The following is a 26,149-nucleotide window of genomic DNA, read 5'->3' as shown; positions in this document are numbered from 1 at the left end:
GCTGTTCATTCCATTTCTTTTCATTTGCAGACGGTCCGTATCACAATCCCACGATCTCGTAACCGTCCCTGCCTCTTTCTTTTACCACATATAATGCGTTATCCGCCGCTTTGTATACTCTGTCGTAATGCATGCCGGAGGATACACACGCGGCGCCGATGCTGACGCTGATCTTTTCATTATGTTCCCGTTCTGTGTACTCCTTAACCTTTTTACACAGAAGGCGGCACTTTTTCTCCACGATTTTCCGGTCCCGCACCCCGGTCAGGAATACCAGGAATTCATCTCCTCCCAGACGGCCTATAATATCGTCTTTTCGGAATATCTGCTGCAGGATTTGGGTGATTCCCATGAGGACCTGGTCGCCGGCAAGATGGCCGAGCCGGTCATTGACGCCCTTAAAATGATCGATATCTATAATCAAAAATGCCCCTTTATTTCCTCTGCCATCCAAATAGTTCTGAATAAAATCACGGCTGGCGGTGGGATGGTACAGCCCGGTCAGTCCGTCTTTTCTGGCTTTGTCCGCCCAACGTTCCTTCTCCTCCATCAGCTGCTGGATATCCGTAATTTTTCCAACCACATAGACCGGCCGGTTCTTTTCATCGACCACCAGCTTCTTCGTAATCTGATACCAGCGGGTTTCGCCCCTTAAAAGCCTGGCCCTCAGTTCCTGGCTGTCTTCTTTGACCTCGGTCAGATACCGGATCATCCCCGTCTCCGGCGTCTTATCCCATTCCGCCTGTTCCAATAAGGACGACGCGTGGTCGATCCTGGGTTCATATCCAAGCTTTTGCGCGCCATACCCGGAAAAACAGATCCGGTCCTTTTTTATGTCATATTGAAAAAAACATTCATTACTCAGTTCACAAAGCTGGATACAGCGTTCATGCTCCAGCGCAGCCGCTCTCTTCTGCCATTTTCCCACGCAGGCGCACCAGGCCAGAAAAGCCACTGCAAAAATAAGCACTATTATGATCCCCAGCAGGATACCCTGATCCGGATTCTCCCTCAGGAATTCCGCCAAAGAACCTCCCTGCATCGTGGCCACCGCTTTTGTAACATCCATATACTCACCTGTCTTTATCCTCATCGTCTTGTGTCTTGTGTTATTTTTTTCACTATTTCAGCATGAATGTATTCTACCATATTTTATAATAGAAATACACCCGTTTTTCTCCGGCCTTCGGAACCGGCTTATGCCGTCCTCTCCTGTTCCTCCACCTGAGCGTTTAATTCCCGGAAAAATGGAACCAGAAAGAAAAAGCAGGCGGCAAACGTTAACAGATCCGCCAATGGCTGTGTCAACTGGACTCCGTATAACCCGATCAACGGAGGCAGCAGCAGAATCAGCGGGAGGAAGAAGATTCCCTGTCTGGCGGCGGAAAGCAGCGTGGCCCATAGGGATTTTCCGATCACCTGGAATGTCATATTGCTGATGACCCCCAGCGGGAACAGGGGCAGTACCAGACACTGCGCCCGGACTGCAAATGTGCCGATGGCTATCACCTGCGCGTCTTCCTTCCGAAAAAGCGCCATCAGCGACGGCGCGGTGAACCATCCCGCCACTGCCAGAATCGTCATCAGCAAAATCCCTGTTTTCAATGAAAAGAAAAACGCCTCCTTCACTCTCCGGTAATTCTTCGCCCCGTAATTAAAACCGGCCACCGGCTGGAAGCCCTGGCCAAATCCGATCATAGCCGCCAACACCAGCATAAAGATCCTTCCCACGATGGACATCGCCGCCACCGCCGGATCTCCATAGGCCGCCGCCTGGACATTCAGGACCGCTGTGGCGATACTGGCCAGCCCCTGCCGGCAAAAGGACGCAAAGCCGGTCGTCACGATATCCAGATAAGTAGCTCCCTTGCGGGATATATTCCGGATATGCAGCCGCACCGTGCTTTTCTTCGTAAGAAAGCACGCCAGCAGGATGCAAAAGCTCACGCACTGGCTTAAAACCGTGGCAATAGCCGCTCCGGAGATCCCAAGCCCCATGCCGAAGATAAAGATGGGATCCAGAATGATATTCAGGATTCCGCCCAGTGAGATCCCTACCATGGACAGCGTAGCTTTTCCCTCCGAGCGCAGAACATTATTTAATACGAAGGAACCTCCCATCACCGGCGCTCCCAGTAAAATATATCTGGCATAATCACTGGCGTAAGGCAGAATGGTCGGTGTAGATCCTAAAAGCTTCATGAGCGGTTTTAGAAATATCAGGCCAAGGGCCGTCACCGCCAGGCCAAACACCAGCGCCATAAAGAAACCGGTGGAGCCTACCTGATCCGCCTCTTCCTTTCTCTTTTGTCCCAGCAGTCTGGATATCAGGCTTCCCGAACCGATCCCAAGCATAAAACCCACTGCCTGGATCAATGCCATAAGGGAAAAAACGATGCCTACCGCTCCCGCCGCGCTGGTGCCCAGTTGGGATACAAAAAACGTATCCGCCATATTATAAATGGCGGTTACCATCATACTGATAATCGTAGGAACAGCCAATGTAGTAATCAGCTTATGAATGGGCGTCTGCGTCATCCTTGTGTACTGTTTTTGTTCCTCCGTCTCTTCCTCGTAATCCATTGATATGTCTCCCAATTCCCCTCATCCTTTCCCTCGTTCTTGCCGCAATTTTTATTCAAGGGCCCGCTAAAAGGACCGCATATAGTTATCATAACCGATTCGGCCGCTGCTTACAATCCGGTTGTAGATCTTTTTAAAATGTGTATAATAAGTCTCAGGAGGTGTACCGCTATGTCATCCGAACTGACCAAACGTATTTACCAAATTGTACAGGATATCCCTTACGGTAAGGTGGCCACCTATGGGCAGATCGCCCGTCTGGCCGGAAATCCCCGCGCTGCCCGGGCCGTCGGCTTTGCTATGCGCCGTGCTCCCGACAGCCTGTGCCTCCCCTGTCACCGGGTCATCTTCCAGGATGGTTCCCTGTGCACCGGCTTTGCCTTTGGGGACCCCCAGATTCAGCGTCAAATGCTGAAAAAGGAGGGCGTCACTTTCGACGACCAGGATCGCGTAAGGCTCGACCGGCACCGCTATATCCCGGAGCCAGGCGGTATGCCGGACGGAAATCCCAGCTTATAAAAAGCACATTCCGACAGACGAAAAACTGCGCCCGTGATCGGCGCAGTTTACTATTTTTTGTCTTTTAAATAATCAAGAGTATCACAGATTAGTTCCTTTTCCGCCATACTATATAATTTCATTATCCTTAACAGCCGACGATCGTAAAAATCCAGATCTTTCAGCTCTTCTCTTCCATAATTTAATTCGTCTCCCATAATTTGACCGATCGAAACACCAAAAAAGTTCTTGATATCTACCAATATCTTCAAACTTGGATATCGTCTACCTGTTTCAATGGTGCTCATATAGGTAGGGCTAATCCCAATCGCTTCAGCCAGTTTCTCCTGGGTCAAACCACGTTCCAAACGTATTCTCTGGATATTCGCGCCCACAGTTTTACTGGTCATTTGACCATCTTTTGCACCCACAGTACTGTCCGTCTGACCATCTTCCGCGCTCATAGAATCAGCTCCTTTCTTTTTCATATTGTATATTCAATTTTTTTACTTTATAATTAAATATAGAAGTAGTTTAAACTACGTCTATATTTAAAGTTCACTGTTGGGATTCCGGTTTTTCCGTTTATCAGTTCCTTGTAGTTACTTTAAATGATCGGAAGGATGTGGAGGTAAAAAATTGAACAATAGCTACGATACGAATCCATCACTGCCGGGAATATCAGAGGATTACATCAACTTTGTGATACAGCGCGAAAATAAAATCCGGCAGGTAATGGGGAACCATTGGATGCTGGACTATGAAATGCTTACCTTTTATTTTGGTGAACACAAGGGAGATCCCTGGCGGCAGGCCGATATTTTGGATTTGATATACGACAAGATAGATAAAGCGCTGAACGAAAGCGCTTCCGATGAGGAACAGAGATTTCTGAAGACCCTGTATTGCTTTGATTTTTAATATGAAAAACGGAGATTTTGATTTACAAACCAAAATCTCCGTTTGTATGATCCTTTACCAACAGATACTGCTGCGCCTCCTGAACGCTGGTAAATGACAAGGTCCGTCTGGTTATATAGCTTACCGCTTCCGTCCATTGCTGTACACCGAACCGATCCTCCGCAATCCTGCTGACGGGGGCCGATAATTGTCCCTTCAGATATAAGGAATGCAGATCTGACAGATAGTCACAGTGCGCCTCTTTCGCTATAAGATCCAGCAGACTCTCGCTGCGCTTAGTAGCAGAACCCGATCCTTCGGGCTGCACATCCCTGGTCTTTTTCATTTGTATCCTCCTGCTTTCTTTTAAGAATGCTGAACGGCACACTGACATAAAGTACACCATTTGTCAGTTACGCGTTTGAATATGTTTCTGAATCAGAAGTTTAGATTATAAACGAAATTTTACATATATTTTAGCATTTCACAATAGAATTGTCTATACTAACACTCATCCATTCTGTAAAATATACACTGACATAAAGTGTACTTTATGTCTGATCGCAAATTCCCCCCGCTTCTGTAATCTTTATCTTTCTGTAGAATGTCCGTTCGCAGATTCCCAGCAGATCCGCCGCCTGTTTTGAAGTCAGTTCTTTTTCCCGCCACCGTTCTGCAATGATTTCAAAATTCATCGTGAGCTCCTTCGGCGGCCTCCCGAACCGTACTCCTCTTTTTCTGGCTACTTCAATCCCCTCTGCCTGACGCTGCTTAATATTTTCCCGCTCGCTCTGCGCTACGAAGGACAGGAGCTGAAGGACAATATCACTAATCAGCGTTCCGATCAGATCTTTGCCCTGTCTGGTATCCAGAAGGGGCATATCCATAACAACAATATCTACCTGCTTCTCTCTCGTCAAAACCCTCCACTGCTCGATGATTTCCTGATAGTCTCTTCCCAACCGGTCGATACTTTTCACCACCAGCACATCCTTGGCCTGAAGCTTTTTTAATAGCCTCTGGTATGCGGGCCTGTTAAAATCTTTTCCGCTCTGTTTGTCCACCAGGATTGCCGACCTGGGAATTCCGTAATGGATCAGAGCCTCCAGCTGCCGGTCCGCATGCTGATCCTTTGCGGAAACCCGGGCATAACCATAAGTTTTTTCCGTCATAAATACCTCCTTGTGTGTCAATATCCCTTATGTTGTCGTTACCATATCATTATGCACAATTTTCCTGCCTTCTTTCAAAGGTTTCCTGAAATTTATGTAACGGATTCGAATTATTTATCTGGTAAAGCGTCGAAAACGGCAGAAAAAGGATGCGTCTTCCCATTTCTTTTGTTATAATTGAATGCAGACGTCACGATTTGTAATACAAGGGGGACTTATGAAAAAACAAGGACGGATTTCTTTGTATAATATAATCTTTCCTATATGGATGCTGTGGCTTTTCCCATTGACCTGGCTGTTTATATTGCCTGCCAATTTTATCATTGATTCCGTGGTAGTACTGCTGGCGCTTAAATTCCTGAAGGTTGGGGAATGGAAACAGATATATAAAAGAAGTGTCGTTAAAATTTGGATCTTCGGATTTCTCGCCGATATTGCCGGCGCTGTTATGATGCTGACCGTTATCCTCACGGACTCACTGCTTGCATCTGAAAGTCCAATGGGACAATGGTGGCATCAGCATCTGACAAATACCGTAACTTCAAATCCGTTTTCGAATATTTACTCTTTTCTATGGACCACTATTTGCGTGGCCGTGTCGGTATTTTTGATTTACTTGTTCAATGTGAAAATCAGTTTTCGCAAGCTGCCGCTTAAGCAGGCTTTGAAGCGGAAATTAGCTCTTGTGTTAGCTATATTTACCGCTCCTTATCTTTTTTACCTGCCTACTCTTTGGTTATATTAGTTCACCTATGAAAGATGTATTGCCGACTGCACCGGCTCTTATCTCTCTGCTTAGATTTTCACCACCGGAAATAAAATTCCTGTTTCCAGCTCCTCCGGCGTCCGTGCCATTCGTTCATCCTTCAGATATCTCTCAATGGTGGGACCCGCCATATGATATTCCGGATGTTCCTGAAGCCAGCGGCAAATGGCGCCGTAAGCATCCTGTACCTCTTCCAGCGGTCCGGTATGAATCGCTGCCGCGCAGGTACAGCCCGGTATGTTTTTCACATCCGGATGCTCCTCATTTACCTGCATCTGGATCTCCACCGCAGTGTTCTCATGGCTGAATTCTTCATCCAAATAGACCATCTGCAGCGGGCCCGCTTGCTTGAGTCCTCTTTTTTCCGCTTCTTTTTTCATATCCTGAATAAGCCCGTGAATTTCCTGTCCATTCATTGAAATATTTCTTCTAAGACCGAACACCTTCTGTGCCGGATTTTCCATAACGATGACATCATATTCTCTCTGCATTTGTGTTCCCTCCATGAACCGTATTTCGTTTTCCATACGGCGAAGGTTCCTTTGTAAATCCCGTATCTGATCGTCCAGTCTGCTTCTCTGTACCTGAAGCCACCGCAGCTGTTCTTCCGGCACCAGCCTGCACAGATCGCTGATCTGCGCCAGGGTAAAACCATAGCCTTTCCAGGTCTCAATCTGCTTCAAGGTATTCAGCTGTGAAGCCTCGTAATAACGGTACCCGTTCTCTTCGCCCACATTGGCGGGGTTTAGCAGCCCGATGCGGTCATAGTGCCGCAGCATTCTGGCAGATACCCGGCTTAACTTGGAAAATTCACCGATGGTAAACATAGTTTTCAGTCTCCTTTTAAATCATTTTGAACCGGTTCTGATATCATCTTACACCTTTGCATTGTGGCAAGGTCAAGAGATTATTTGATATCTTTTGATATCTTCAATAATCAAATTGACTTTATCTACAGGACGTATTAAACTGAAAAAACTAACACATTCCGACTATCTATACCGAAATTTAGATTGCCGCATACCGCGGCTGGAGGGGGATTTCTATGGATATCACACTTAAAATCAACGGTTTTCCGGTAACGGCTGCTTTTCCCGATTCGGACATCCGTCTCATCTGGCTTCCGCTGCTTAAGACTCTCAGTCAGCTTTATCATACTAGGAAGAGGCGTATTGCAGTATTTCTGGCAGGCCCTCCCGCGGCCGGCAAATCCACGGCCGCCAGTTTTCTGGAATACCTGTCCTTGAATACTCCGGACCTGGAACCTGTTCAGGCGCTTTGCATGGATGGTTTTCATTTTCCGCAGAAATATTTATTATCCCATACGCTGCTTCGGGATAACCGGACCGTATCCATGGCAAGTGTAAAAGGCTGCCCCCAGACCTATGACACCGATGAGTTCAAAAGGTATCTGTGTATGCTGAAAGAAACCAAATGCCGCTGGCCGGATTACGACCGCACGCTTCACGACGTCATCGCGGACCGCCTGGAGGTGGAACAAAATATCGTTCTGATAGACGGTAACTGGCTGCTTCTGCCGTTTGAACCATGGCGTTCCATTGCAGATGAGTTCTGTGATTATTCTATCTTCTTTTCTACAGACGAACAGCTTTTAAGAGACCGCCTCATAAAGCGGAAAATTTCCGGCGGCCTGACTCCACAGGAAGCCGCGGACTTTTATCGGGACAGCGATGAACCGAATGTAAAGCTCGCTCTGGCCGGACACCGGAAGGCGGATCTGGAATTGCTCTGGGATCCGGCGGATAACAGCGCAAAAAGGCTTACATAAAATCGGAGGGCTTTTTTATTCCGTAGGAGCACTTTTCCTATGGAATAAAAAAAGAACCCTAGCGGACACTAGGGCTTTCCAATGGAGACAACGGGGCTCGAACCCGTGACCTCTCGCGTGTGAGGCGAACGCTCTCCCGGCTGAGCTATATCTCCAAAGTTCATGTTACTATTGTATCACGTTTTTCTGAAGATACAAGCATAAAATTATAAAAAAGTCACCGTTTCATTCATATAATTCAAAAGGTAAATCATCCCTGTTCCTCTTCCCATTTATGTATTCCAAATTTTACATAATTTCTTGTAATACAGCCAAAACTGATTCTATATGTAAAGCCCATAACACACTTCGCCAATAAAATTTTTTTCACTAATCTTGACAATAGAAGAAAATAAGTTTATGCTTATATCGTAATTACCACACCCCCGGTGGGGTGTATATAAATAAAATAGAACGCGCATATCTTTCATCACTATTTGTGCCGCCGGCCAACGGCGGCGGAATGGAGACTGCTATGAAACAAAAATTTGATGTCACCGGGATGACCTGTTCGGCCTGCCAGGCCCACGTGGAGAAGGCGGCCGCCAAGGTCCCCGGCGTAAAGCAGGCCACGGTTAACCTGCTGCAAAACAATATGACGGTAGAATATGACGATGCTTCGGTCACGCCTCAGAGCATCATTCAGGCCGTGGAGGATGCCGGATATGGGGCTGTCCTTCACGCGAAAGACACGGGAAAGGTTCAGGCCGAACCTGTGAATCCCGCCCAGGAAGAATTAAAGAATATGAAGCATCGGCTGATCCTGTCTATTATCTTCTTCCTGCCCCTTTTCTATCTGTCCATGGGGCATATGATCGGGCTTCCGCTTCCGGGCTTTTTAGCCGGCCTGGAAAATGGGATCGCCTACGCCATGACCCAGTTCCTGCTGACCCTGCCGATTATGTATGTGAACCGAAAATATTACCGGGTTGGTTTTAAGACCCTGTTCCACGGAGCGCCAAATATGGATTCCCTCATTGCGATCGGTTCCACCGCTGCGGTGATTTACGGGATCGTGGCCATCTATCAGATGGGCTGGGGCCTTGCCTATCAGGACTTTGAGCTGGTCGGGCGTTATCATATGGATCTGTATTTTGAATCTGCCGGAACGATCCTGACGCTGATCACTCTCGGAAAATATCTGGAAACCCGTTCCAAAGGCAAGACCAGCGCCGCGATCGAAAAACTGATTAATTTGGCGCCGAAAACGGCCACCGTCATCCGAGACGGCCAGGAGGAGGAGATTCTTACCTCGGATGTCAAAATCGGCGATATTGTGGCGGTACGGCCAGGAGGCAGCATACCGGTAGACGGCGTAATCACAAAGGGCGCTTCTTCGGTGGATCAGTCCGCCCTGACAGGAGAGAGTATTCCGGTTGAAAAAAAGGAAGGCGACTCCGTCATCGCCGCCACAATCAATAAATCCGGTTATTTTGAATTTGAAGCCAGAAAGGTGGGGGACGATACCACTTTGGCGCAGATCATACAGCTGGTTGAAGAAGCCGCCGGTTCCAAAGCGCCGATCGCCAAACTGGCGGATAAGATCAGCGGTGTATTCGTACCCGTCGTCATCCTAATAGCAGTTCTGGCCGCCGGAATCTGGCTTCTTTCCGGACAGAGCATCGAGTTCGCCTTATCCGTGGGAATCGGAGTGCTGGTTATCTCCTGCCCCTGCGCGCTGGGACTGGCGACGCCGGTGGCGATCATGGTGGGAACCGGGAAAGGGGCGGAGAACGGCATCCTGTTCAAGTCCGCGGAAGCCCTGGAAACTGCCCATCTGGTCAAAACTGTTGTACTGGACAAGACAGGTACCATAACAGAAGGAAAACCTAAGGTTACGGACCTGCTTGCGGCTCCCGGCGCCGGCAAGGACCGCCTGGCCCTGCTGGCCGCATCCCTGGAAGCTCCCAGTGAGCATCCTCTGTCCGAGGCAGTCGTGGGCTACGCCGCGGAACAAGGCTTTGAACTTCTGCCTGTGGAAAAATTCCAGGCCCTCTCGGGGCTTGGTATCAAAGGAGAGATCGGCCACACCTCCTGCCTGGCCGGCAACCTGAAACTCATGGAGCAGAACGGAATCGATTTTTCATCCCTCAAAAAAGACGGCGAGCGTTTCTCCGAAGACGGAAAAACCCCTTTGTATTTTGCGCAAAATCAAAAGCCGCTGGGAATTATAGCCGTGGCGGACACGGTGAAGCCCACCAGCCGGCAGGCCATTGAAGAGTTCAAGAAGATGGGCATCGATGTGGTAATGCTGACCGGAGACAATCGCAGAACCGCCGAGGCCATCCGCCGCCAGCTGGGAATCGACCGGGTCGTGGCCGAAGTCATGCCCCAGGATAAGGAGCGCGAAGTGCGCGCCCTGCAGGAAAAGGGCCAGAAAGTCGCTATGATCGGCGATGGAATCAACGATGCCCCGGCGCTGGCCCGGGCCGACGTCGGAGTAGCCATTGGGGCCGGAACCGATGTGGCCATAGAATCCGCGGACGTAGTCCTGATGAAAAGCGACCTGTTGGACGCAGCCGCCGCGGTTCAGCTATCCCGATCCGTCATCCGCAACATTAAAATGAATCTGTTCTGGGCATTCCTGTACAACACTATTGGAATCCCCCTAGCCGCCGGCTTGTTTTACCTGCCTTTCGGCCTAAAGCTCAACCCCATGTTCGGAGCCGCCGCCATGAGCTTAAGCTCCTTCTGTGTAGTAACCAACGCCCTGCGGCTGCGCTTCTTCAAACCCAGCTTTACACGGCCCGAGCCCGTTTTACAAGACAACCTGCAAGCCGCGCCCGACACCTGTCCACTCAATATGGAAAATGAAAATAAAACGCAAAAAGGAGACGATGAAATGAAAAAAGTATTAACGGTAAACGGAATGATGTGTGCCCACTGCAAGGCAAACGTAGAAAAAGCCCTGAACGCCCTGGAGGGTGTAGCATCCGCCGAGGTGAATCTGGAGGAAAAAACCGCAACGGTCGAGTTAACCTCCGAACTCTCCAATGAGACTTTGAGCCAGGCCGTTACCGACGCGGGCTATGAAGTGGTATCGGTTCTATGAAAGCCGACAAAGCAACCGTTACCCGTCTGTTAAAAACTGCCCGGGGACAGCTGGACGGTCTTTTAAAAATGGTGGAGGAAGACCGCTACTGTATCGACATTTCCACCCAGCTGTTAGCCACACAGGCCATTCTGCGCCGGGTAAACCGGGAGATTCTCAAAGAACACATGAAAGGCTGTGTCAAAGAAGCTTTCGCCTCCGGCGACGCGGATGAAAAGATCGACGAAATCCTCTCCCTGCTGGATAAGATGGAAAAATAAGCTCCTGCCGGGGAATCGCATGAAAAGTAAAGCGGCATAACAAAAATCAATACGAACGAAAACAGATACCCGCTGGCTGAGTCCGCCAAAACTCAGTTTGCGGATATCTGTTTTTCTATCTGTTTTAATATCTGTTTTTCTTTACATTTATCTTTATATTTTAACTTATACCGGTTCGCCGGCCGGCGATGCAGCGTCAAGAGAGGCGATCCATGTTTCGATTGCTTGTGCCAAAATAAGCTGCTGTTGTAAAACGGCCATTCCTGTCCTGGGAATCTCCGGTATATTTTCCTTTTCCCTTATGTTTTCTTCCAAATAGGCTTTTAACGTTTTTACATTTTCCTCAATACTTTTCAGGCAAGATTTTTGTTCTTCCGCAGAGAGGCTGTCCAGATTTACGATGACCGCGTTAAAATCCAGGAAAAACCGGATAGGCTGGGCGGCAATCTTTGTCATCAGGTTTTCAAATTCTTTTTCCCCTGAATCCGTTAAGGAATAGACTGCTTTCTCCGGCATCTTTCCCTCTTTTACCGTATTACTTTTGATATATCCCTTTTCTTCAAGCTGAATCACTTTTTTATAGATCGAAGGCGTGCTGATTTTCACCCACCTGGATATGTTGCGATATTCTACTAATTTTTGGATATCGTAGGCACTCAGCGCTTCTTTTTTTAACATGCCCAATACGATTAAATCTATCGTTGCCATATTTCCTCCTTTTCCGTTGACAAATACTATAATTTATAGTAGTATAAACACCATGTCGTTTTTACTATATTTTATAGTACTATACTTTACATTTCATGTCAAGAGAAAGGAGCGTTACATACATATGAACACAGGCAGCAAGAAAATTGAACTACTGGGGAGCGCCGCAGTGCCAAAGGCGCTGTTGGCTTTGGGATTACCGACTATGATCGGTATGATGATCAACGCGCTATATAATCTGGCGGATGCCTATTTTGTGGGGGGGCTGGGTACCAGCCAAATGGGCGCAATCACGGTGGCCTTCCCCCTCGGGCAGGTGGTCGTGGGCATCGGCTTATTATTCGGAAATGGAGCAGCCTCCTATCTTTCCAGACTATTGGGGCGCGGGAATACAGAAACCGCAGACAAAGCCGCCAGTACCGCGATTTACAGCAGCCTTTTGGCGGGAGCGGCAGTCGTACTCTTCTCCGTTATTTTTCTGAGACCAATTCTGCACCGGTTAGGCGCATCAGAGACTGTAATGCCCTATGCCCTTACATATACCCGCATCTACGTGACATTCTCCATCTTCAACGTCTTCAATGTCACAATGAATAACATCGTATCCAGCGAGGGCGCGGCTAAGACAACTATGTGCGTATTAATGACAGGCGCGGTGCTAAATGTTATTTTAGACCCGCTCTTCATCTACCGCCTGAATCTTGGGGTAGCCGGCGCCGCGGCTGCCACAGCCGTCTCGCAGTGTGTATCTTCCCTGATGTATCTTGGCTACATCCTGAGTAAAAAAAGTTTATTCCGTTTTCGTATTCGCGATTACTGTTTATCGAAAGAGATCCTGTCTGAAATATTAAAAATCGGTATTCCCACACTGGCGTTTCAGCTGCTGACCAGCCTTTCCATAACCATGATCATCGACGGGGTTAAGCCATATGGGGATTCCGCGCTGGCTGCCATGGGGGCGGTAACGAAAATAATGTCTCTGGGAACTCTGATGGTATTTGGATTTTTAAAAGGGCTGCAGCCTGTTGCCGGCTATAGCTACGGCGCAAAAAAATATGACCGCTTACATGAGGCGGTCAAAACTTCTATCATCTGGTCAACAATATTTTGTGCGATCTTTGGTCTGGTCACCGCAGCCTTTTCCACTGCCATTATCTCAGGATTTACGAAAAATGATGCGGAAATGATACGTGTCGGCGGAACCGCTTTAAGGGCAAATGCTTTATCCTTCCTGCTTTTTGGCTTTTACACCGTATATTCCTCCCTTTTCCTCGCGATGGGAAAAGCAAAAGAAGGCTGTTTCCTGGGGGCCTTAAGACAGGGGATTTGCTTTGTTCCCGCTATCCTGATTTTGCCCCGGTTCTGGGGCTTAAAGGGGATTCTGTATTCACAGCCGGCTGCGGATGTTCTCTCCGCCTTTATAACAATATTTATGGCCGTGCGGCTTCACAAAGAGTTAGCTTCTGAAAGAAAGCAGTTTGTTCCGACCCTAAAGTAGCCTCATAAAAGGACGGGCCTTCCTGCACCGGCAGGGAGGTCCGTCCGATCCGTCTTTTAAATCCGACGGTATTCTATTCTTTATTTCAGCATAGAGACTACTTCGTCCGAAATACCAAAAGCCCGGGCCGCCATCTGGATTCCGTCCTCAATTTCTTCCCTCGAGTAATCGTGCTCCTCCAGATATGCGTCATCCAGCTGGTTCAGCCGGGTATAAAAATCCATAGCCATCTCAAAGTAACTCAGATCATCCGTGTGCATCCCCTCAAACAGCATATTTTCCGCCTCATTAATCCGGCCCGCCTCCAGAAGCTGCAAAATCCGTTTATACAGAAAATCTCCTTCCGTAAACTCCGCTTCATCCGGGAACTCATACATTACCGTATCCTTTCCCAGCAATAGTTTTGCCAGCATCCGCACCAGATCATGGATCATGCGCATAATATAATCCTGTTCAAACATACGCTTCTCATCTCCTTTACTATTATGGCAAATGTCCGGCAGGCATATAGTCCCGTCACCCGGCATCTGCAAAAACATTCCCTAAAAAGATTTCCTAAAATTCCCAAAAGGCGGCTGTAACCCCGCTGAATGATAAGCTATAATATACCACTTTGCACCGCAAATTTCCAGCCCCAGGACCTTAGAAATAAGAGTTTCGCTTGCGAAACTCTCCGCCTACGGCGGGCCGCGTAAGCGGCATCTTCCTTCCCGCCGCAGTGCGATCCCCCGGAGGGCTTTTTATTCCATAGGCGCATTTTTCTGTGGAATAAAAAAAGCCTGCCAAAAGAACGTCAAAAAGGAACGACAAAGTTAAAAGAAAACCTGTAAAATTTTTTCTGGACAGTTTCCCCTATGTCGTGTACAATAATAAATGCAAACTGTAACTTATAATTTTACATTATACATAAGGAGGTTTCTATGTCCGCTCAATGGAAGAAACGTCTGCCAGGCCTGTGCATGCTGGCCGTCGGTATCGCATTTATCTGCCTGGGAATCCTGCGCGAAGAGAATCTGGTCGTGTTTAAGAAGGCGGCCGCAATCTGCCTGGAATGCATCGGCATAGGATAGGAGGGCGCACGATTGATACAGTCCATAAAAAAACACCTGCGCCTGTGGATTCAGCTGGGTTTTACCGCTCTGTCCAACGGGTATATCGCAGGATTTATCAAAGGAAAAATTTATACCGGGCCTTCCAAGCAGCTCTGCCTTCCGGGGCTTAACTGTTATTCCTGCCCCGGCGCGCTTGGTGCCTGTCCGATCGGTTCCCTTCAGGCGGTCCTGGGAAGCCGTGATTATAAAATGTCTTACTACGTGGTCGGTTTTCTCATCGCCGTAGGCGCCCTGGTAGGGCGTCTGGTCTGCGGATTCCTGTGTCCCTTCGGGCTGGTGCAGGACCTGTTACATAAGATCCCTTTTCCGGTCAAGAGAAAGAATCTGCCGGGAGATAAGGTGCTCCGCTATCTGAAATACGTCATTCTGGTGGTATTCGTCATCTGGCTGCCGCTGTTCGTGGTCAATGTGGTAGGCCAGGGTTCCCCCTGGTTCTGTAAATGGATCTGTCCCTCAGGGACTCTCCTGGGTGGAATCCCGCTGGTATCGGCCAACCCGGGCCTGCAGGAAAGCATCGGCTTTTTGTTCAGCTGGAAAATGTTTCTGCTGTTTATGATCCTGCTGCTATCGGTCATCAGCTACCGGCCGTTCTGCAAGTATATCTGCCCGCTGGGCGCCATATACGGCCTGTGTAATCCATGGTCCCTCTATCATTACGAGGTGGACGCGTCCAAATGTACCGGGTGCAATGTATGTAAGCACACCTGCCAGATGGATATCGCCATCTATCAAAAGCCCAACAGTCCCGAATGCATCCGGTGCGGGGAATGCAAGAAAGCCTGCCCCCATCACGCGATCCGCAGTGGCTTTGCCGTCCGTAAGCAACAGGAAAAAACAGCCGCACAGGATCAGACCTTCTGAACCCCGGAAGGACTTTAAGTTCAGCTGTGGGTTGATTATTTTTACAAAGTAGCATACAATGAACAAATAGTATCGCTGAACAGCCATGCTGTCTATTTATCCAATAGATCATATCAACACAAGAGGAGAATGTTATGCATTATAAATTATTTTCAATCGGTCCCATCACGATTTACAGCTACGGTTTCATGATTGCCCTTGGCTTCCTGGCGGCGATTCTGCTGGCCATGTACCGTTCCAAAAAATATGAAGTGGACGGCAATACGGTGATCGATCTGGCCCTCTGCTGTATCGTCGGCGGGCTTCTGGGCGCCAAACTGCTCTATCTGATTACCGATCTGCCCAATCTGATCCACTCCAAAAACGTGCTGTCTGATATCACTAACGGCTTCGTGGTATACGGTGGTATTCTGGGCGGTGTGCTGGCCTGCTTTATCTACACCCGGCGTAAAAAAGTCAATTTTCTGAAATGTCTGGATCTGATCGCGCCTTCCGTGGCCATTGGCCAGTGCCTGGGCCGCATCGGCTGCCTGATGGCCGGCTGCTGTTATGGCCGGGAGACCACCTGTTCCATCGGCATCGTTTTTCAGAATTCCCCAATGGCTCCCAACGGAATCCGGCTTCTGCCCACCCAGATCTTCTCCAGTGTCGGGGATCTGCTGCTGGCCATTGTCCTGATTCTGTATGCACGCCGCAAGCCTACGGACGGCAGAGTGATCAATCTGTATCTGATCCTGTATGGGGTCGGACGCTTTATTATCGAGATCTTCCGGAACGATCCCCGCGGGAATGTCGGATTCCTGTCGACTTCGCAGTTTATCTCCATCTTCATCGTAATCTTCGGAATGATACAGTTATTCTGCCTCAACAAACGGGACAAGCTTAATAAAGAGACACAAAAAACCGAGGAATCATAAATCATCTTCGGAGGAAGCGCTCCTATTTTAGCGCTTCCACAAGCCCAATTAGCTTTGTCTTTCCTGACAGTAGAAAATTCACCCCCGCTGAGACCAGTAAGGTCCCCGCGGCCGACAAAAGCATCGACGCTTTGGACACATAGGGGATCATGTCCTGCGACTCTGATATACTGCCGCACAGCGCGGCCAGTAATCCATATCCCAGGGGGATCCCCAGCAATATTCCGGCTGCGGTAATCCAAAGATTCTGTTTCTGCAATATGCCGCGGATTCTTCGGGTTCGAAATCCCAGAACCTTCAGTGTGGCGATTTCTCTGGTCTTCTCTATAAAAGACAGCGCTCCCAGGTTGTATAAGACCACGGTTCCCAGGATTATGGCCGCCAGAATCAGGATTCCCACCATCAGGTACATCATTTCCATCGTCTCATTCATGGAGTTTTTCATATCGTCCAGGCTTTGAATCCCCTGAATTCCCTCCTGATCTCCCAGGCCGGCTTCCGGGATCTGATTCGTCAAAACCGCTGTGGGACGAAAGGAAAGATCTAATTTTTCATAAGTCTTACGCGTCATAGCGATCCCCTGTCCGGTAGGCACCCGGTAAATTTGCGAAATCCTGGATCTATGCCAGGTGCTGTCGCCGATGGGATGCCAATTTACAAATTCCCCTTCCTCCACGTCCAGGGCTTGTGCCATCTTATAGGAGAGGGCGATTCCCCCTTCCGTAAGCTGCACCTCCTGCTGTTTCGGATTCTGGAAATGATAATAGCTACCGTCATCCACCGCGGTCAGCTGACCGGTCTTCGTAACGCCGTCCGATTCAAACTCCGCAGCTTTCTCCACAATCATCTGGCCGTCATACTGGTCAGCCAGCTCCTGTCCCAGGTGAACCCCTCCCTGTTCATCCAGTAATATCTTCGTACGGTTGGTCATCAGTTCCTCAAAGGACCAGTCCGCCAGTGACCGGAATGAGTCATAACATCCAAAGGCACAGATTAAAAGCATGGTACAGCCGGCCACCCCGATGACTCCCATAAGCGACCGGATCTTATTTCTGAGAATATCCCGAAGATTCCACTGTGAAGAAAAATTCATCCGCAGCCACAATTTACTTTTTTCCAGCACCGTATGTCTGATATGCTTAGGAGCCGGAGGTTTCAGCGTGTCCGCCGGAGATTCTCTTAACTGCCTTTGGCAGGCCAGGAAACTGACCAGGGCGGATATCACCGCCACAAGCACGAGGCCGGCCGCGGACAGTGCGGAGAGCGAACGATCCCAGGACGGTAGAAGATACATTTGTGAGAAATTGGAGAAGATCAGTTCCGGTATCAGCCAGTATCCCAGGACAGATCCCAACACCGCCCCCAGCACACTGATCAGTATCCCGTAGGATACATAATGCCGTGTTATTTTCTTTCTTGTAAATCCCAATGCCTTCAGCGTACCGATCTGCATTCTCTGGTTTGCAGTCATCCGGGTCATAGTCGTTATAATCCCCAGAACCGCTATAAACAGAAAAACGGAGGGGAATAATAAGCCCATCATTTTGTGCTGTTCTATTTCCGAATCCAGCGTCTGATAACTGCTCTGCTGATTCCGCCCGGTAATCACCAGATTTTCCGAGGCAAAAGACTGTACCAGCGCCTTTTTAACCGCAGAGATACCGGCTTCCTCCTGAATGTCGACCAATATCGTATCATAACCCGGAAAATCCCCCGGGAATTCCTCCGGGTCCAGGAAGCCATACCCATAATTTCCGTAATCCGGCATCATCTCTGCCTGGTCCCCGGTATAATATACATATTCCGGGTTCTTTATTATCCCTCTGACCGGTTCCTGAAAATCCACAGACTCGTAACGCAGTGTCAGTATATCCCCTATCTCCACTCCCTGCCGGAGCGCGAACATGTCATCAACCCATATTCCAGCGGTCCCAGGCTGCCAGGGCGTTCCTTCCAGCAGCAGCATCCCCGACACTTCCTGATCCGAGATAAAATTCAACTTCATCGATGGTTCGCCCGACGGCATCTGTGCTTTTGCATCAACCGTTAGTCTCAGAGACGCCCGCTTCACATTCCTGGTCCGAAGGGCTCTGTCCTGGTCCCTGTCTGTAAAGAGACTCCCCTGCAGCCACAGATCTGCCAGATTCGTCTGCTCATAATAGGTGTCCGAAGATTTCCGAAGACCGGTAGCCTCTGCGTCCAGACCGACAAACACCAGCATTCCCAGCAGAGACATCAGGAAAATCGATAAAAACTGTGTGCGGTTTTTCAGAAAATCTCTCCAAAGCTTACGTTTCAGCATTACCAGCTTACCTCATCCGCCGATTTAGGCTCAGCATTGACGATTATTTCCTGTATCTGTCCATTTCTCACCCGGATCACTTTATCCGCGATCCCTGCGAATGAACTGTTATGGGTCACCATCACGACTGTGCGTTTCTTCACGCGGCTCATCCATATCAGCAGTTTCAGGACTTCCCTCCCAGTCTCAGTATCCAACGCCCCGGTCGGCTCGTCGCATAACAAAAGCTTCGGTTTCTTCGCCAGAGCACGGGCAATCGAGGTGCGCTGCTGTTCTCCGCCGGACATCTGCGAGGGAAACTGATGGATATGCTCCGATAGTCCTACAGCCCCCAGCGCTTCCAGCGGGTCCATGGTATCCTCTTCCAGCTCCCGCATAAGGGCTACATTTTCATAAGCGGTCAGTGTGGGAATCAGATTATAAAACTGGAATACAACCCCCACATTCCTGGCCCGGTAATCCGTCAGCGCGTCATCCGTATACCCTGTGATATCCTCACCCTCGAACAGAATAGACCCGGAGGTAACCGTATCCATTCCCCCCAGCAGATTCAGCAGGGTGCTTTTACCAGCTCCGCTGGGCCCCAGTATCACCACCAGCTCTCCTTCACATATGTTTAGATTCGCATCCTTCAGTGCATAGAAACTGCGTTCCCCGCTTTGATACTCCTTCGTGACATGTTCGAATTCAATCAGCGTTTTGTCCATAGGCCCGGTCTCCTTCCTGACTGGCTTTCACAGGGTCTGTTATCACCTGCTCTCCTGCCTCAAGGCCTTCCAAGATCTGCACGTACTCCTCACCTGTAAGGCCTGTCACCAGATTCCGCCGTTTAATCCGGCCCTCCGATACCACATAACAATAAGAGCCGTCGTCCGTGTACAAAGCCTCGGCCGGTATCCGAAGGGTATCCTTATCCTCATCGATCAGAATACTGACGTCCGCCTCCAGCCCAATGTATACCTTATCATCCGGCTGGTCCATATGGATATCCACACAGATCTGCGGTTTATCCGCATCTTTTTCCGCGGTACGGCTGATCCGCTCCACGCTGCCCCCGTACTCCCTGTCCGCCAGATAAACCGTTGCCTTCTGGCCGGCCGCCAGCTTTCCAACCACATACTTTGAGACATCCAGCTGCACTTTACAGTCGGAAGGATCCTGCAGGGTAAACAGCCGTGTCCCCTTCATGACCATCGCGCCTTCCTCCACTGCGATATCCGTCAGTATCCCGTTAAATTCCGCGATGACACCGTATGTTCCCTTCTGAAGATCTTCCTCGGCCAATTGAAGCTGAAGCTTGGCCGCGCCGCTGGCCGCCTGCAGTTGATCCTTACCGCCGCTGTTCAGCCTGTTCGCATCCGCGGCAGAATGTTCTGACTGATACTGGGTCCAGGAAGCCATATAAAGGGACAGCTGAGTCTGGTGACTGCTCATCTGCGCACTGGTTCCCGGGACATCCAGACTGTCATAGCCGCTCTGAAGTCCCGCTAACTTTTCATTAAGCGCCGCCCTCGTCTGGTCATCCGCTGCCATGCTCAGAGCCGACTGCACGCTGCTGATCTCGGCAGCTTTTTCTTCCGCCTGTGCCAGCGTTTCCTGCAGACCTGCGATAAAATTCTTTTCATCCTGGATCTGCTGCTCCAGCACATCCAGGGATGTCTCAGAATTTTTCACAATTACAGAACTTCTGGAATCAGACTGCACAGCATTTTTATATGCCCCCTCATTCGCCTCCACTGCCAGTGCCGCCTGCCCCGCCGCATTGGCCAGATCAGAAATATCATATGTGACCAGTTTCTCTCCCTCCTGGACAGAAGCTCCTTCCACTCCCGTAAACTCCTGAACGGCTGCGGATACCTGCGCATAATATGCCTTCGTCCGGCCGCTCTTGATGGTTCCTGTGCCTTCCACCATTTCCCGGACCTCTCCGCTGCCCGCCGTTTCCGTATGTACCGTTACAGCAGAAAATCGATATCCCACCGTACCCACCGCTGCACTGATCACAACCGCCGCGCAGATCCACATTCCTGCCTTCCGCTTTTTCGTCATTTCTCCCACCTCCCTAGAAATATGAAATTCATTTCACATTTATAATATATTTCTTTCGGGTCACTGTCAACAAAAACATGAAATTAATTTCATATTTTGTCAATTCTTCTTTCCCTCATTAAAAACCCGCTGGGCGTCTGTCACCTTACCTCATAAAAGTATAACCGGATTTGACAACCATCCGCGAATTGTCTAAACTACAACTAAGCCTCATTGGAAAGGGGGCATATCCAATTATGATCATAAGCCCAAAATCCAACTGCCAAAAACAGCCATAAACAATCTCATAGATACCTAGAAAGGAGCCGTATGGAAAAGCAAAAAATTCGGGAGCCAAGACAGCAGCGTTCCATTGAAAAAAAGCAGAAAATCGCAGAAGCCGGCCTGGAATTAATCTGCCGGAAAGGCTATTATCACACCAACACCGCTGAAATCGCCAAGCTGGCAGGAGTATCCACCGGCATCGTCTACAGCTACTTCCGCGACAAAAAAGACATCCTTCTGGCCGCGCTCCAGCTATACTCAGATCAGATCACCGGTCCGATGTTTCAAAGCCTCAAAGAAATCAAGACAATCGAAAACCTGCCCGAGCTTCTTAGCCGGATCATAGATTCCTTTGCCGACAGCCATCGGGAAACCAGGTCGGCTCATGAAGAACTGGGCGGCCTGGCTCACACAGATCCCGATGTCTATGCCCTCTTCCTGGAAGTAGAAAATAAAATCACCGCACAATTAACCGACATCATCACCAGCCTGTCCCTGGTATCCACGAACATCCAGGAAAAAGTCCACATGTCCTACCATCTCGTGGAAGACTACTGCCACGAGATCGCCTTCCATAAACACGATTACCTCAATGTCCAGGCACTAAAGCAGGAACTGATCCGGACCCTTTTATTCCTGCTCTCCGACCATCCACTGCTCCCCTAGGCACTATATTATTCTTCTGTTCTAAGAATCCTGGTGGCATTCAGTATCGCGATAACAGACACACCGACATCTGCGAATACCGCCTCCCACATAGTGGCCACTCCGAAGGCTCCCAGGAGTAGGAAAAATGCCTTGACTCCCAGCGCAAACACGATATTTTGGCGCACGATCCGCAGGGTTTTTCTGGCTATCCGCACAGCCACCGCGATCTTGGACGGTTCATCATCCATTAGTACGATATCCGCCGCTTCGATGGCCGCGTCTGACCCCATAGCCCCCATGGCGATACCGATATCTGCCCGGGACAGTACAGGCGCGTCATTGATCCCGTCTCCCACAAAGGCCAGCTGTTCCCTGCCGTTCATGTTCTGCAGCAGTTCTTCCACTTTATCGACTTTATCTCCCGGCAGGAGTTCCGTATAAACCTGATCCAGCCCCAGTTTGGAGGCTACTTCCTCCCCGACTTCCCGCCGGTCGCCGGTCAGCATCACGGTCTTTCTCACTCCCGCTTCATTGAGAGCGGCTATGGCTGCTTTGGCATCCTCTTTGACCTCATCCGCTATGACGATACTGCCTGCGAATTTGTCATCCACAGCCACATAGACCACCGTGCCGGACACTGAATTTTCCTCATAAGGGATATCCATACGTTTCATGAGTTTCAAATTTCCGGCTAAGACCCTGTGTCCGTCGACGACGGCAGATACTCCGTGCCCGGGGATCTCTTCCACCTCCCCGATCCTTTCCGCATCCATTTTCCTTCCATAAGCTTCTTTTAGGGACAGGGATATCGGGTGATCCGAATAAGACTCGGCCAAAGCAGCGTACTGAAGCAGCTCCTCCTTCTTCATCCCCGCCGGATACAGATTTGTGACTTTAAATACACCCTTTGTCAATGTTCCGGTTTTATCAAATACGATCGTAGTCATGTCGGCCAGCGCTTCCAGATAGTTGCTTCCTTTTACCAGAATGCCGCATTTGGACGCGCCGCCGATTCCTCCGAAAAAGCTTAAGGGAATCGAGATCACCAGGGCACACGGACAGGAAATAACCAGGAACATTAATGCTCTGTTCACCCAGTCCCCCCAAGCCAATCCCAGAAACAGGGGCGGGATAACCGCCAGTAATAGGGCCGCTGTTACAACCACCGGCGTATAATATCCGGCGAATTTGGTAATAAAATTTTCTGCCTTCGCTTTTTTGCTGCTGGCATTTTCCACCAGATCTAATATCTTGGCAACCGTCGATTCCTGAAACTCTCTGGTGACTTCGATCCGCAAAAGGCCGCTGGTGTTGATACATCCGCTGATCACATCGCTGCCGGGAACCACTTCTCTTGGCACTGATTCCCCGGTCAGAGCCGAGGTGTCCAGCAGCGATGTCCCCGACGCAACCTTGCCGTCCAGCGGAATCCGCTCCCCGGCTTTCACAACGATGATATCGCCTATCCGGACTTCTTCCGGGTCCACTTGTCTTAGCCCGCCGTCCTCTTCGATATTCGCGTAATCCGGCCGTATATCCATAAGCTCGGTAATGGACTGCCTGGATCGGTTCACCGCGTAACTCTGGAATAATTCTCCAACCTGATAAAACAGCATTACCGCCACGCCTTCTGAATACTTGCCGATTACCATAGCTCCCACGGTGGCTATTGACATTAGAAAGTTTTCATCAAACACTTTCCCGTGCAGGATATTTCTCACAGCCTTCCACACCACATCTTTGCCTATGAGAAGATAAGGGATCAACATGATTCCTAACTGCCACCACATCTGCCATTTCTCAGGAATCACGGCCGTCGTTGGCATCAGCATAAAGGCTCCAAGGAGTATTGCGCTTATGATGATTCGGGTCAACGTTTTTTTCTGTTTCTTCGTCATCTTTATTTTTACCTCCTATACCGCAGTTCCTGCGGTGTATCATCTATGAAACGGTTGAAAGCAAGCTTTACATTTGAATGGTACAGTCCGGTTCCACTTTTTTGCAGACTCTGACGACTTCCTTCATAATTTCCTGAAAATGTCCTTCCTCTGCATCAATTACCAGTTTCTGTGTCATAAAGCTTACCGTCGCTTTATTTACCCCACTTATTTTATTGATCGCATTCTCCATCTTTGCCTCGCAGTTGGCACAATCCAGATCCTTTAGCTGGTATCTTTTCATCATTACTTTCTCCTCCTTATAATATGTTTGTTTTAAGCATTCATACGCTCTTTCTTTTATGCAAATTCATCTTTTCATATGAACGATTGTTCATATATTATATTATACGACGCCACTCGAAATGTCAATAGGAAAAATAAATTTTTCATCAAAAAAGCCCCGAACACCTGCCGGTTCTTATACCGGGGTATTCAGGGCTATACTTACATTAAAAACTGTACTTACATTACGGCCTCTTGGACATCTCTATGTAGTCGGTGGGAGGAATCACGCTCTTGTATCCGGGGCGTATGATCTTATCCTGATTAATCAGCTCCTCCATTCTGTGTGCGCTCCAGCCTACGATTCTGGCGATGGCGAACATGGGGGTAAAGAGTTCCACCGGAATATCCAGCATGCTGTATATGAATCCGCTGTAGAAGTCCACATTGGCGCTGACGCCCTTGTAGATATGGCGTTCCTCGGCGATAATCTGGGGAGCCATCCCCTCTACCATCTTATACAACTGATACTCTTCTTCCCGGCCTTTTTCCTTGGCCAGCTTTTCCACGAAGCTCTTCAGCAGCTGCGCACGGGGATCAGACATGGAATATACCGCGTGTCCCATACCATAGATCAGACCCGCCTTGTCAAAGGCCTCCTTGTGCAGAAGCTTTCTTAAGTAAGCGGCCACCTCATCCTGATCCGTCAGATCCTTCACGTTGCTCTCCATATCATCGAACATCCGCACTACTTTGATATTCGCGCCGCCGTGTTTCGGTCCTTTCAGGGAGCCTAAAGCCGCGGCGATTACGGAATACGTATCGGAGCCGGAGGAAGTAACCACATGGGTGGTGAAACTGGAGTTGTTCCCGCCGCCATGCTCCATATGCAGAATCAGCGCCAGATCCAGCACCATTGCCTCCAGCGCGCTGTATTTCTGATCCGGGCGGAGCATTTTCAATATATTCTCCGCGGTGGACAGCTCCGGCGACGGATTGTGAATATAGAAACTGTTATTGCAGTCATAATATCCATACGCGTGATAACCGTAGATCGCCAGCATCGGGAACACGCTGATCAACTTGATGCACTGCTTTAATACATTGGGCAGGCTTAAGTCGTCCGTATTGTCGTCATAGGAGGCTAACGTCAGGATGCTCTTGGACAGTGTGATCATCATATCCGCGCTGGATGCTTTCATGATGACATCCCTGACAAAATTCTTCGGCAGCGTCCTGCTCTCGGCCAGAAGGTTCTGGAAGCCCTTCAGTTCCGCCTCATCCGGAAGCTTTCCGAACAAAAGCAGATATGCGGTCTCCTCATATCCCAGACGTTTCTGCCCGATGAATCCTTTACACATCTCGGTTACATCGATTCCCCGGTAGCGTAAGACTCCTTCGCAGGGTACCATCTCTCCGTTGACATTCTCCTTGGATTTGATGGTGGAGATCCTGGTCAGGCCCGCCACCACGCCTTCGCCGTTGATATCGCGAAGCCCTCTTTTGACGTTATACTTCGTATACAATTCACTGTCTATCTTGCCGTTTTCCCTGCATACATCCGCCAGTTTGGCAAACTCCGAGTTATACTGTTCCATTCTGTAATCACCCATTCATATCACCTCTCGTAGAATTATTTATCTTAAAGTCGCCTCTGATAAAACTGCCGGTCAGCAGCCCATAGGCAACTTCAGAAATCTCATTCAGATTCAGATCCCTGTTATTCCGAATCCACGTAATCAACAGCTCATAGGTTACTCCCGCCGCATAGGACTGGATATAGGGAATCACCCTCCCGTCCGTATAGGTACTCCGCGGCCGGACGATCACTTCCTGATAATAAGCCCGGCTCTGCCGCAAAAACAAATAACTCAGATTATTCTCCAGGAGCAGCCGCAAAAACGGAGCATACGTCTCCCAAAAGCCAAAATATCCACGAAGGAACTCCATCAGCCTCGAGCTGTCAAACTTCATGTTCCGGGAACATTGATTAAAGATCTCCCGGAGAAAATGCTCCAGAATTTCTTCCTTCGTATCAAAATTCGTATAAAAAGTCTGACGGGATAATTCTGCTCGAACTGCAATATCCGATATGGAGATTTTGTCGAATGGTTTTTCTTCCATCAAAGAAATGAGTGCCTTCCGCAGACTGTTTCTGGAACGGATCTGTATCGGATTCTCTCCCATACGTCTCTTCCTTTCTTGTGCGCGCGGCGCTGCTTTTACTGTCGCTATTTATGTATTATATCATAAAAACAGAACTTTTACAATTGTAAAACTACTGACAATTGTAAAAGTTCTATGAACAAATCCTGATATTTTTCTAAACTGGGATCATATAAATGGGGATCAACGGGAAGCAAATGGGTTCTTCCCCGGGTTTGGGTATGCCCGCTGCTTAAAGGCAGGGGTGCGTGCCGGTGTCCCGGGATGCTCCGGGCAGCCGGATTCCTTTGTGTCTCCCTTGGAGCGCATAGGGCGGCTGAGCTCCCGCTTAGTGGAATCGGAAAGCCGGGTTCAGGATGACCGGCGGACTTCACGTCCGACGGGCAAGAGCCTCTGAACCGGG

The 26,149-nt window shown here is 49.2% G+C and carries 26 protein-coding genes and 1 tRNA gene; 11 read left to right on the top strand and 16 right to left on the bottom strand.

All coding sequences use genetic code 11. The annotated features are described in order from the left end of the window. Positions 1–40: 40 nt before the first annotated feature. Positions 41–1,069 (bottom strand): GGDEF domain-containing protein, encoded by a 1,029-nt coding sequence (locus KTH89_RS20075; protein ID WP_238722879.1) that lies wholly within the window; start codon positions 1,067–1,069, stop codon positions 41–43. A 128-nt stretch (positions 1,070–1,197) separates the two neighbouring features. Further along, on the bottom strand, positions 1,198–2,583 hold the full coding sequence (locus KTH89_RS20070) for an MATE family efflux transporter (protein ID WP_238722878.1): 1,386 nt from the start codon (positions 2,581–2,583) through the stop codon (positions 1,198–1,200). A gap of 171 nt (positions 2,584–2,754) precedes the next feature. Between KTH89_RS20070 and KTH89_RS20065 the strand changes: the two genes are divergently transcribed. Continuing rightward, a complete protein-coding gene (locus KTH89_RS20065; RefSeq protein WP_158345683.1) occupies positions 2,755–3,102 on the top strand; it encodes an MGMT family protein in 348 nt (115 codons plus the stop codon). A 50-nt stretch (positions 3,103–3,152) separates the two neighbouring features. Here the strand turns inward: KTH89_RS20065 and KTH89_RS20060 are convergent, their stop codons facing one another. Beyond that, positions 3,153–3,545 (bottom strand): helix-turn-helix domain-containing protein, encoded by a 393-nt coding sequence (locus tag KTH89_RS20060; protein ID WP_238722877.1) that lies wholly within the window; start codon positions 3,543–3,545, stop codon positions 3,153–3,155. Between the two features lie 175 nt (positions 3,546–3,720). Here KTH89_RS20060 and KTH89_RS20055 point away from each other — a divergent pair, with 175 nt between their 5' ends. After that, on the top strand, positions 3,721–4,002 hold the full coding sequence (locus KTH89_RS20055) for a hypothetical protein (protein WP_238722876.1): 282 nt from the start codon (positions 3,721–3,723) through the stop codon (positions 4,000–4,002). 22 nt (positions 4,003–4,024) lie between these two features. Here KTH89_RS20055 and KTH89_RS20050 read toward each other — a convergent pair whose 3' ends face one another. Together KTH89_RS20050 and KTH89_RS20045 are read right to left on the bottom strand one after the other, a co-directional pair. Then, a complete protein-coding gene (locus KTH89_RS20050) occupies positions 4,025–4,327 on the bottom strand; it encodes a hypothetical protein (RefSeq protein WP_238722875.1) in 303 nt (100 codons plus the stop codon). 205 nt (positions 4,328–4,532) lie between these two features. Then, positions 4,533–5,153 (bottom strand): recombinase family protein, encoded by a 621-nt coding sequence (locus KTH89_RS20045; protein ID WP_158345680.1) that lies wholly within the window; start codon positions 5,151–5,153, stop codon positions 4,533–4,535. Between the two features lie 217 nt (positions 5,154–5,370). Here KTH89_RS20045 and KTH89_RS20040 point away from each other — a divergent pair, with 217 nt between their 5' ends. Then, positions 5,371–5,898: a hypothetical protein gene (locus KTH89_RS20040; RefSeq protein ID WP_238722874.1), complete on the top strand. Its 528-nt coding sequence runs from the start codon at positions 5,371–5,373 to the stop codon at positions 5,896–5,898. A gap of 50 nt (positions 5,899–5,948) precedes the next feature. On the opposite strand, the gene KTH89_RS20035 is transcribed toward KTH89_RS20040, so the two are convergent. Continuing rightward, positions 5,949–6,746 (bottom strand): MerR family transcriptional regulator, encoded by a 798-nt coding sequence (locus KTH89_RS20035; protein WP_238722873.1) that lies wholly within the window; start codon positions 6,744–6,746, stop codon positions 5,949–5,951. A gap of 218 nt (positions 6,747–6,964) precedes the next feature. Between KTH89_RS20035 and KTH89_RS20030 the strand changes: the two genes are divergently transcribed. Beyond that, positions 6,965–7,708, top strand: coding sequence for a nucleoside/nucleotide kinase family protein (locus KTH89_RS20030; RefSeq protein ID WP_238722872.1), 744 nt, complete (start codon positions 6,965–6,967; stop codon positions 7,706–7,708). Positions 7,709–7,790: 82 nt separating this feature from the next. On the opposite strand, the gene KTH89_RS20025 is transcribed toward KTH89_RS20030, so the two are convergent. After that, positions 7,791–7,863, bottom strand: a tRNA-Val gene (locus KTH89_RS20025). A gap of 359 nt (positions 7,864–8,222) precedes the next feature. Here KTH89_RS20025 and KTH89_RS20020 point away from each other — a divergent pair. Together KTH89_RS20020 and KTH89_RS20015 are read left to right on the top strand one after the other, a co-directional pair. Beyond that, on the top strand, positions 8,223–10,799 hold the full coding sequence (locus tag KTH89_RS20020) for a heavy metal translocating P-type ATPase (protein WP_238722871.1): 2,577 nt from the start codon (positions 8,223–8,225) through the stop codon (positions 10,797–10,799). Continuing rightward, entirely contained in the window at positions 10,796–11,059 is a 264-nt protein-coding gene (locus KTH89_RS20015) for a metal-sensing transcriptional repressor (protein WP_158348088.1), read from the top strand. Before KTH89_RS20020 ends, KTH89_RS20015 begins: the two co-directional genes overlap by 4 nt. Positions 11,060–11,224: 165 nt before the next feature. Here KTH89_RS20015 and KTH89_RS20010 read toward each other — a convergent pair whose 3' ends face one another. Beyond that, complete coding sequence (locus tag KTH89_RS20010) at positions 11,225–11,767, bottom strand: PadR family transcriptional regulator (protein WP_238722870.1); 543 nt, start codon at positions 11,765–11,767, stop codon at positions 11,225–11,227. Positions 11,768–11,891: 124 nt separating this feature from the next. Here KTH89_RS20010 and KTH89_RS20005 point away from each other — a divergent pair, with 124 nt between their 5' ends. Further along, positions 11,892–13,265 carry an MATE family efflux transporter gene (locus KTH89_RS20005; protein WP_238722869.1) on the top strand — a complete coding sequence of 458 codons (1,374 nt, stop codon included), beginning with the start codon at positions 11,892–11,894 and terminating at the stop codon, positions 13,263–13,265. Between the two features lie 80 nt (positions 13,266–13,345). Here the strand turns inward: KTH89_RS20005 and KTH89_RS20000 are convergent, their stop codons facing one another. After that, the gene (locus KTH89_RS20000; RefSeq protein WP_158348082.1) at positions 13,346–13,726 is read right to left on the bottom strand and encodes a DUF6483 family protein; all 381 of its coding nucleotides are present in this window, start codon (positions 13,724–13,726) and stop codon (positions 13,346–13,348) included. Positions 13,727–14,185: 459 nt separating this feature from the next. Here KTH89_RS20000 and KTH89_RS19995 point away from each other — a divergent pair, with 459 nt between their 5' ends. From KTH89_RS19995 to KTH89_RS19985, 3 genes are all read left to right on the top strand, one after another. After that, positions 14,186–14,335 (top strand): CD1871A family CXXC motif-containing protein, encoded by a 150-nt coding sequence (locus KTH89_RS19995; protein WP_238722868.1) that lies wholly within the window; start codon positions 14,186–14,188, stop codon positions 14,333–14,335. A gap of 12 nt (positions 14,336–14,347) precedes the next feature. Further along, positions 14,348–15,238: a 4Fe-4S binding protein gene (locus KTH89_RS19990; protein WP_238722867.1), complete on the top strand. Its 891-nt coding sequence runs from the start codon at positions 14,348–14,350 to the stop codon at positions 15,236–15,238. Between the two features lie 134 nt (positions 15,239–15,372). Continuing rightward, the gene (locus KTH89_RS19985; protein WP_158348078.1) at positions 15,373–16,155 is read left to right on the top strand and encodes a prolipoprotein diacylglyceryl transferase; all 783 of its coding nucleotides are present in this window, start codon (positions 15,373–15,375) and stop codon (positions 16,153–16,155) included. Between the two features lie 22 nt (positions 16,156–16,177). Here the strand turns inward: KTH89_RS19985 and KTH89_RS19980 are convergent, their stop codons facing one another. The 3 genes from KTH89_RS19980 to KTH89_RS19970 are packed head-to-tail and all read right to left on the bottom strand — an operon-like array spanning position 16,178 to position 20,506. Next, positions 16,178–18,457: an ABC transporter permease gene (locus KTH89_RS19980; protein ID WP_238722866.1), complete on the bottom strand. Its 2,280-nt coding sequence runs from the start codon at positions 18,455–18,457 to the stop codon at positions 16,178–16,180. After that, positions 18,457–19,164 carry an ABC transporter ATP-binding protein gene (locus KTH89_RS19975; RefSeq protein WP_158348074.1) on the bottom strand — a complete coding sequence of 236 codons (708 nt, stop codon included), beginning with the start codon at positions 19,162–19,164 and terminating at the stop codon, positions 18,457–18,459. The genes KTH89_RS19980 and KTH89_RS19975 overlap by 1 nt, the downstream gene beginning before the upstream one ends. Further along, on the bottom strand, positions 19,145–20,506 hold the full coding sequence (locus KTH89_RS19970) for an efflux RND transporter periplasmic adaptor subunit (protein ID WP_238722865.1): 1,362 nt from the start codon (positions 20,504–20,506) through the stop codon (positions 19,145–19,147). The genes KTH89_RS19975 and KTH89_RS19970 overlap by 20 nt, the downstream gene beginning before the upstream one ends. Positions 20,507–20,815: 309 nt before the next feature. Here KTH89_RS19970 and KTH89_RS19965 point away from each other — a divergent pair, with 309 nt between their 5' ends. Then, positions 20,816–21,436 carry a TetR/AcrR family transcriptional regulator gene (locus KTH89_RS19965; protein WP_158348070.1) on the top strand — a complete coding sequence of 207 codons (621 nt, stop codon included), beginning with the start codon at positions 20,816–20,818 and terminating at the stop codon, positions 21,434–21,436. 8 nt (positions 21,437–21,444) lie between these two features. Here KTH89_RS19965 and KTH89_RS19960 read toward each other — a convergent pair whose 3' ends face one another. The 4 genes from KTH89_RS19960 to KTH89_RS19945 form a co-directional block, all read right to left on the bottom strand. Next, positions 21,445–23,316, bottom strand: coding sequence for a heavy metal translocating P-type ATPase (locus KTH89_RS19960; RefSeq protein WP_238722864.1), 1,872 nt, complete (start codon positions 23,314–23,316; stop codon positions 21,445–21,447). A gap of 67 nt (positions 23,317–23,383) precedes the next feature. After that, positions 23,384–23,602, bottom strand: coding sequence for a cation transporter (locus tag KTH89_RS19955; RefSeq protein WP_238722863.1), 219 nt, complete (start codon positions 23,600–23,602; stop codon positions 23,384–23,386). Between the two features lie 223 nt (positions 23,603–23,825). Beyond that, a complete protein-coding gene (locus KTH89_RS19950; RefSeq protein ID WP_158348064.1) occupies positions 23,826–25,193 on the bottom strand; it encodes a citrate/2-methylcitrate synthase in 1,368 nt (455 codons plus the stop codon). Then, the gene (locus tag KTH89_RS19945) at positions 25,186–25,767 is read right to left on the bottom strand and encodes a TetR/AcrR family transcriptional regulator (RefSeq protein WP_158348062.1); all 582 of its coding nucleotides are present in this window, start codon (positions 25,765–25,767) and stop codon (positions 25,186–25,188) included. The genes KTH89_RS19950 and KTH89_RS19945 overlap by 8 nt, the downstream gene beginning before the upstream one ends. Between the last annotated feature and the right edge of the window lie 382 nt (positions 25,768–26,149).

Source organism: Diplocloster agilis, assembly GCF_019042275.1.
GTDB classification, from domain to species: Bacteria; Bacillota; Clostridia; order Lachnospirales; family Lachnospiraceae; genus Diplocloster; species Diplocloster agilis.
Note: the sequence above shows the minus strand (reverse complement) of the source record. Positions and strands in the feature narration are given on the sequence as shown.